The organism is Corallococcus praedator (assembly GCF_003612125.1).
GTDB classification, from domain to species: Bacteria; Myxococcota; Myxococcia; order Myxococcales; family Myxococcaceae; genus Corallococcus; species Corallococcus praedator.
In genome coordinates this window covers 1-6693 of record NZ_RAWI01000462.1, presented here as the reverse complement: position 1 = coordinate 6693, position 6693 = coordinate 1, and the positions used below count along the sequence as shown (strand labels likewise).

General features: G+C 71.0%; 6 protein-coding genes. 2 read left to right on the top strand and 4 right to left on the bottom strand.

Annotated elements, in window-relative coordinates; all coding sequences use genetic code 11:
- From D7Y13_RS36110 to D7Y13_RS36100, 3 genes are all read right to left on the bottom strand, one after another.
- Positions 1 to 641 (bottom strand): MFS transporter (locus tag D7Y13_RS36110; protein ID WP_147452574.1); only part of this gene is annotated, 641 nt, incomplete at its 3' end.
- Entirely contained in the window at positions 638 to 1261 is a 624-nt protein-coding gene (locus D7Y13_RS36105) for a hypothetical protein (RefSeq protein WP_147444478.1), read from the bottom strand. The genes D7Y13_RS36105 and D7Y13_RS36110, both read right to left, overlap by 4 nt.
- Before the next feature lie 629 nt (positions 1262 to 1890).
- Positions 1891 to 2166 carry a PqqD family protein gene (locus D7Y13_RS36100; protein ID WP_158620469.1) on the bottom strand — a complete coding sequence of 92 codons (276 nt, stop codon included), beginning with the start codon at positions 2164 to 2166 and terminating at the stop codon, positions 1891 to 1893.
- A gap of 312 nt (positions 2167 to 2478) precedes the next feature.
- On the opposite strand from D7Y13_RS36100, the gene D7Y13_RS36095 reads away from it, so the two are divergent.
- Both D7Y13_RS36095 and D7Y13_RS36090 read left to right on the top strand, forming a co-directional pair.
- The gene (locus D7Y13_RS36095; protein ID WP_199732922.1) at positions 2479 to 5145 is read left to right on the top strand and encodes an ATP-binding protein; all 2667 of its coding nucleotides are present in this window, start codon (positions 2479 to 2481) and stop codon (positions 5143 to 5145) included.
- A 105-nt stretch (positions 5146 to 5250) separates the two neighbouring features.
- Positions 5251 to 6144 carry an outer membrane protein gene (locus D7Y13_RS36090; protein ID WP_233595884.1) on the top strand — a complete coding sequence of 298 codons (894 nt, stop codon included), beginning with the start codon at positions 5251 to 5253 and terminating at the stop codon, positions 6142 to 6144.
- 3 nt (positions 6145 to 6147) lie between these two features.
- Here the strand turns inward: D7Y13_RS36090 and D7Y13_RS46030 are convergent.
- A partial coding sequence (locus D7Y13_RS46030) for a hypothetical protein (protein WP_158626183.1) occupies positions 6148 to 6693 on the bottom strand: 546 nt, incomplete at its 5' end.

Genomic DNA, 6693 nt, shown 5'->3' with positions numbered 1-6693 from the left:
CAGCCCGCCCGCACCCCGCCGGCCTCCGCTTGCGCGCGGGGCGCCGCCCGCGAGTCATCCAGCGCCAGCAGCAGCAGGCTGCCCACCAGGAACAGGGCGCCCGCGAGGAAGAACGTTCCGCTCACCGACAGCGTGCGGATGACCGCGGAGGAGGCGAACAGCGCCGCCACGAACACCAGGTTCGAGGTGGCATCCAGCATGGCGAAGATGGTGGCGCGCTGCTTCGTGGGAGCGAAGTCCGCCACCATCGCGTTGGACACGGGCGCCGCGCTGCGCGACAGGAGCATCTTTAAAATCATCACCGCGGCGAGCGGCTTCGGATCATCCACGAGGGCCACCGCGGGCACCATCAGCGACGTGATGAGCGAAAGGCCCACCACGAATGGCTTTCTGCCATGGCGGTCTGACAAGGCTCCCAACACCGGCTGCACGAAGATGGGCAGCAACGAGCCCACCGTGTAGAGCAGTCCAATCTCCTGGAAGCCCAGCCCGCGCGAGCGCAGATACAAAGGCATCACCGGATTGAGCAGGCCCGCGGCCACCATCCCCACCAGCCCCGAGCCGAGCATCACCCGCAGGTTGCCCAGCCCCTTCGTCAACCCATACATCTCCCGGACGGCACGCACGCCCTGGCGGATCATGCGGCCCCCGGCTTCGTCACGGCCGCCGCGCCCGCGCGCGGCTCCAACCCCAGCACCTCCGACACCGCCCGCGTGAGCGTGGGGACCGGCCGCACGTCCAGCGCCGTCAGGCCCTTCGCGTCGAAACCGCTGCCCTCCGGCACGTACACGGCCACCCTCCCCGCCTGGGGAAACACCTGCTGCACATAGGTCTGGGCCACGCCCAGCTTTCCCTGGAGGAACTCGCGCGGCGCGGGTGCGAGCCGCTCACCGTGCTCCTCCAGCGCCACCCCCGTGCCCAGGAAGGGCGACGGCAGCGGGCGGCCGCTCAGGAGCGCCACCCAGGCGACGAACAACGGCAACGACGCGCTGCGCCCATCCAACGTCAGGGCCTTGCCGCGCGGTGACACCCGCAGGTCCGTCTCCTCCCACGGCAGCGCGTAGTGCGCCCGTCCCAGCGCCGCGAGGTGCTGTGCGTGCCGCTGCCAGACGGGCGTGAAGACATGGCCCCGGGACGCGTCCAGCCACAGCCGTCCCCGGCCGGGACACACCGCGACCTCCACGGACACGACGCGAAAGAGCGCGCATCCTCCGACCTCCGCCTGGGTGAAGAGCAGCAATGGGAGCGGGGCGGGAGACATGGCGGGCGTCAGGGATTGAAAAAGACAACCGGGTGGAGGCAGACGGCCTCCACCCGGCTGAAATGGCACTACTCCGCCTGGGAGAGCGCGTCGTTGCGCACGATGACGGTCATGCCGCCCGAGCAGGTGCACTTGTCGGACGACGCGGAAACGCGAACGATCTGGGCCTGGTTGTACATGGTGATGCTCCTTCGTTGGGGTGTGGGGTTGTGGAACAGCGAGGTGTTGCTACCCGGCCTGACTTGGGCCGGTTGAAGCGAGACGACGGGACGGAACTACTCCGCCACGTCGGTGGTGAGCACCGTCATGCCGCCGGAGCAGGTGCACTTGTCGGACGACGCGGCGACGCGAACGATCTGGGCCTGGGTGTACATGGTGATGCTCCTTGGCTGGATTTGCTGCGGAACGACTGCTGCCGTGAAGCGCCGAGGAGTGTGAACAGGGGGTCTGACATTCCCTGTCGTCTTCCTTCGCGCTCCACCCACCCGTGAAACACATGTCTCACGGGTGGATTCGCGGGCGCCCCGACGTCAGGGCGCACACGAAACCTGGAGCCAGGGCATGGCTTCGCCCGACCCTCCCGGGAGGGGGCTCTACGACGTGATGTCTGGGTTCAATGTTTCAGGCGTTCAGACGGGGGAGGGCTCGCAGAGCCCCAGCTCCTGGAACTGCACCACGGTGCGCTGGACGTCCGCGCGGATGTCGTCCTCCTGGTCCACCGCGTCCAGGCCCCGGGCCAGGGATTGCACGGCGCCGTCGAGCGACGTGCCGCTCTGGCACAGCTCGAAGATGCGCGCGGCCGTCTCATTCACGCGGAAGACCTCTCCGCCTTCGGTGTCCATCAGGAAGAAGGCTCCGTCCTGCTGCTGGACGATGACGCCGGAAGTCGTGCGGGGCAGGCTCAAGACAGTTCCCCCTGGATGGCCGCGAACCTCGAGTGCTCCCAGGAAGCCCCTGGAGCCCGACTCAAGCCGCGTATTCATGATTCATGGTTCTAAATACCTTCACACCTGCTGTCAATGTCACACGGACTCTGGGTTTGGCGACGTCAAGGCTGAAATGTGACGTCTGGCGTATGGGAAGGCGGCGGGGTTGCCGTGCCGCGTCGAGCGCGAGGTGTGCGCTGGTGGGCGGTGCGACGCGGGGGTGGCTTCACCCGGCGTCCCAGGGGTGCGAACGTGGCGCTCGTGAGAGGCACTGAGCGCATGAACCGTCGGGTGGGGACGGTCCCTGAGGAGCCGGAGGCGGAGTACCGCCTCCTCGACGACATGCCCCTGGGCATGTTCGTGCTCCGGGACAGCGTGCTCGTGTACGCGAACGCCGCGCTGGCGCGGCTCGTGGGCGCGACGCGTGAGGAGCTGGTGGGCCAGTCGGTGACGGCGCTGCTGGAGGAGCCCCGGGCTGACGCGCCGACGGACCGGCTGGCGCAGCGGCTGGCGACCGCGCCGGTGGCGGGCACCTCCGAGGGCTGGCTGCGGACGTCGGGCGGCGGGATGCGCGTGGAATTGACGGTGCATCCGCATGCCAGGGATTGGGTGGTGCAGGCGCGCGATGTGACGTCCCGCGTGCGCCGGCGCACGGTGCTGCGAAAGCTGGCGGAGCTGGGCGCACAGGTGCGCGCGCTGCATGACGAGGACGCGGTGCGCGAGGAGGTGTTCCGCGGGCTGGAGGCGCTGGAGCTGGGCTTCGCGTGGTTGACGCCCCGGGGCGTGGGGGTGGAGCTGTCGATGGCGGGGCTGTCGCCCAAGCTCGTGCCCCATGCGCCGGCGCTGGGCGGACGGGTGCCGGTGGAGGCGATGGGCGGCTGGGCCCCGGCGCTGGTGCGCACCTGGCGCGACGGGAACGCGTGGGTGGAGGACCTGGGCATGGAGGCGTCGCGGTTCGTGCCGGAGTCGCGCATGGACGCGGTGCTGGCGGTGTTCCAGCGCGTGGAGCCGCACCGGGGCGTGGGGGTGCGCATCGACGTGGAGAACGCGCCCCTGGCGATGCTGGTGCTGGCGGCGGACTGGCTGAGCGAGGAGGACGTGGCCTCCGTGCGGCTGTTCGGGCAGCAGGTGTCCTCCGCGCTGGACGCGGCACGCACCATCCAGCGGCTGAGCGTGCGCGCCACGGCGCTCACCGCGCTGGGGCGGCTGGCGTCCCAGGCGGCGTCCGCGCCGCACCCCCGGGCCTTCTTCGGTTCAGGCACGGAGGAGATCGCCGGCCTCCTGGCCTGCGACGCGGTGTGCCTGCTGCTGCCGGCGGACACGCGTCACCAGCCGGGCGAACCGCTGGAGCTGGTCTACGCGCGCGGCCTGTCGGAGGACGCGGTGGCCCGGGTGCGCCGCGCGCGCATGGGGTCGCTGCCCCGTCCGAGCGGGATGAGCGACGCGGTGCAGGTGCTGGACGCGGAGGGCTGCCCCGCGCCCACGCGCGACGCGCTCCGGGCCCTGGCCTTCCAGACGCTGGTGACGGTGCCGCTGCGGGTGCGCTCGCGCGGCGTGGGCACGTTGAGCGTGCTGTTCCACGCGCGGCGGCGGCTCACCGCGCTGGAGCTGGAGACGCTCCAGGCCATGGGCACGCACTTCGCGGCGGCCATCGAATCCCACCGGCTGCTGGACGAGGTGCGCGGACGGGCGGAGGACCTGGCGCTGATGCACGAGGTGGGCAAGGCGCTGGCGGCCACGCTGGAGCTGGACCGGCTGCTGGCCACGGGCGTCACCAGCCTGGCGCGCATCGTGGACGTGCCGGACGCGTACGTGCTGCTGCCGGATGCGAAGGGTGAACGGCTGGCCATCCGCGCGGCGACGGGCGGGCACCCGGAGCTGGTGGGCCGGGACCTGCCGTTGGACATGTCCCTGCATTCCCTGGCGGCCGAGGTGTTCCGCACGCGCCAGCCGCTCCGGGTGGAGGACGCGCGCGTGGACGGGCGGCTGGACGACGAGCTGCGCCGGGCCGCGGAGGGCGTGGCGTACATGGTGCTGCCGCTCGCCGTGCATGAGCAGATGGTGGGCGTGGCGGTGATGGTGGAGACGCGGCGGCCCCGCCGCTTCACCCCCGCGGAGCTGGAGCGGGCGGACGCCATCGCCAACCAGCTCTCGCTGGCGCTGGAGGGGGCTCGGCTGGTGGAGGATTTGAAGAAGAGCTACGAGGAGCTCAGACGCGCGCAGGAGCAGCTGGTGCACCGCGAGCGGCTGGCCGCGCTGGGTGAGCTGTCCGCGGTGATGGCGCACGAGGTGCGAAACCCGCTGGGCGCCATCTTCAATTCGGTGGCCACCATCCGCCGCATCATCGGCCCGGAGAGTCCGGCGACGCCGCTGGTGGACATCGTGGGAGAGGAGGCGGACCGGCTCAACCGCATCGTCGCGGACCTGCTCACCTTCGCCCGGCCTCCGTCGCCGCACCTGTATGCCGTGTCGGTGACGCAGCTCCTGGAGGAGGCGGTGGGCGGCGCGTTGTCGGACGCGGGCAGCCACGGCCAGCCACCGCCGCCGGTGCGCGTGGAGTGGGTGATGGAGGAGGACGTGCCGTCGGTGACGGTGGACGAGCGGCTCATCCGTCAGGCCTTCCTCAACCTGGCCCTCAATGCCGTACAGGCCATGCCCCAGGGCGGCACGCTGCGGGTGGTGGCCCGGAAGGCGTGGGTGGACCGGCCCGGCGTTCAGGTGGAGATCATCGACACCGGCCCGGGCATCCCGGTGGAGCTGCGCACGCGCATCTTCGAGCCCTTCTTCACCACCAAGGCCCAGGGCACCGGGCTGGGGCTCGCCGTCGTGAGGCGCATCGTCGATTCGCACCTGGGGACGCTGGGGCTGGACGTGCCCGACACCGGCGGCACCGTCTTCTGGATCTTCCTCCCGCTGGAGCCGCCCACGCTGCCCGCCCTGCCACTGACCGGCGGCTGACACGTCCTTGCGCGCGGAGTAAACAGTCACCCCCCACGGGTGACCCTTCGCCGTGCGCGTCGTGTCTGATTCCTGGCAGGGAGGCCTGGCTTCCCCAGGAGGCGGATGGTGCACCGGGTTCATGTCGTCGCAGGCGTCGTGTCGTGCCTCTTCGGATTCATGGGCGTGGCCCGCGCGGACGAGGCTTCCGCTCCGGTCGACGTTCCGGTGTCGGCGCGGAAAGAGGAGCCTCGCGTGGAGTGGCGCGCGGTGGCGGAGCTGGGCTTCCTGGACGTGCTGTCGCACAGCCTGCGCCAGGGCAGCGACGGCAGCATCTTCCGGTTCCCGGAGGATGGGGGGCAGGACAACCTCTACACCTTCGTGCGCCTGAGCGCGGAGCTGTCCCTGCGCGGGCGGCACACCCTGGTGTTCCTGGTGCAGCCGTTGGACATCCAGACGCAGGTGGTGCTGCGGCGGGACGTCACGCTGGACGGGCTCACCTTCCCGGAGAACACGCCGCTGGACGTGCGCTACGCGTTCCCGTTCTACCGGGCCAGCTACCTCTATGACCTGCTGGGCGGCCCCGAGCGCGAGCTGTCGGTGGGCGCGTCGCTGCAGCTTCGCAACGCGACGTTCGTCTTCACGTCGGCGGACGGGACGCTGCGCCGGGCCAACCGGGACGTGGGGCCGGTGCCGCTGCTCAAGGTGCGCGCGCGGTGGGCGCTCAGCGAGAACTGGTGGGTGGGGCTGGAGGCGGATGGCAGCTATGCGCCGGTGGCGCTCATCAACGGCGATGATGACTCCGGCACCGTGGGGGCGCTGCTGGACGCCAGCCTGCGCGGCGGCGTGCGGGTCACCGACCAGGTGGAGGTGTTCCTCAACCTGCGCTACCTGGGCGGCGGCGCGCGCGGCACGTCGGACGACAACGAGGAGGAGTTCGGCGACGGCTTCACGAGCAACTGGCTCAGCACCGCCACCGTGTCCCTGGGCGTGCAGTACCGGCTGCCCAGCGCGGACTGACGCTCACTCGCCGCCGGACCCGCCCATGAAGAGCCACATCACGCCGAAGCCCACGATGAGCGCCACGGCCACCACCGCCGCGAGCATGGCCCAGAAGCGGTAGCGCGACGGCAGGGGCCACATGAGGCGGGGAAGGTTGAAGTGGACGACCTTGGCCGGCTTCTTCGGGGCCTTGCGCCTGGCTTCCGCCTGCGCGCGCTCGCGCTCCTTCAGCTCCTCCGCGATCTTCAGCGCGGTGGAGATGTCCATGTTCACGCCGGGGAGCGTTTCGCGCGTCTTGGTGCGCACCGGAATCGGGCGGGTCTCGTTGGGCCGCTCGTCCACGATGGGGGCCGCCTTGCGCGGGGCCTCCTTGGGCGCGACGTAGGGGGTGGACTTCTCCGAGAGGTAGGCGGGCATGTTGCCCGTCGTGCGCGACAGGGCGCCGAAGATTTTCGCGGCCTCCAGGGCCTCGGTGGCTTCGCCCGCGCCACCGGGGGTCCAGGGCACGGGGAGCTCCTCCTGGGACAGGGGTCGGGTGGCGTCCGGGAAGTCCTCGGCCACCGGCGG

Excerpts from the sequence above, each read along its gene's own strand:
- D7Y13_RS36105 (WP_147444478.1), bottom strand. The coding sequence starts at position 1,261 with ATGTCTCCCGCCCCGCTCCCATTGCTGCTCTTCACCCAGGCGGAGGTC.
- D7Y13_RS36090 (WP_233595884.1), top strand. The coding sequence starts at position 5,251 with ATGGTGCACCGGGTTCATGTCGTCGCAGGCGTCGTGTCGTGCCTCTTC.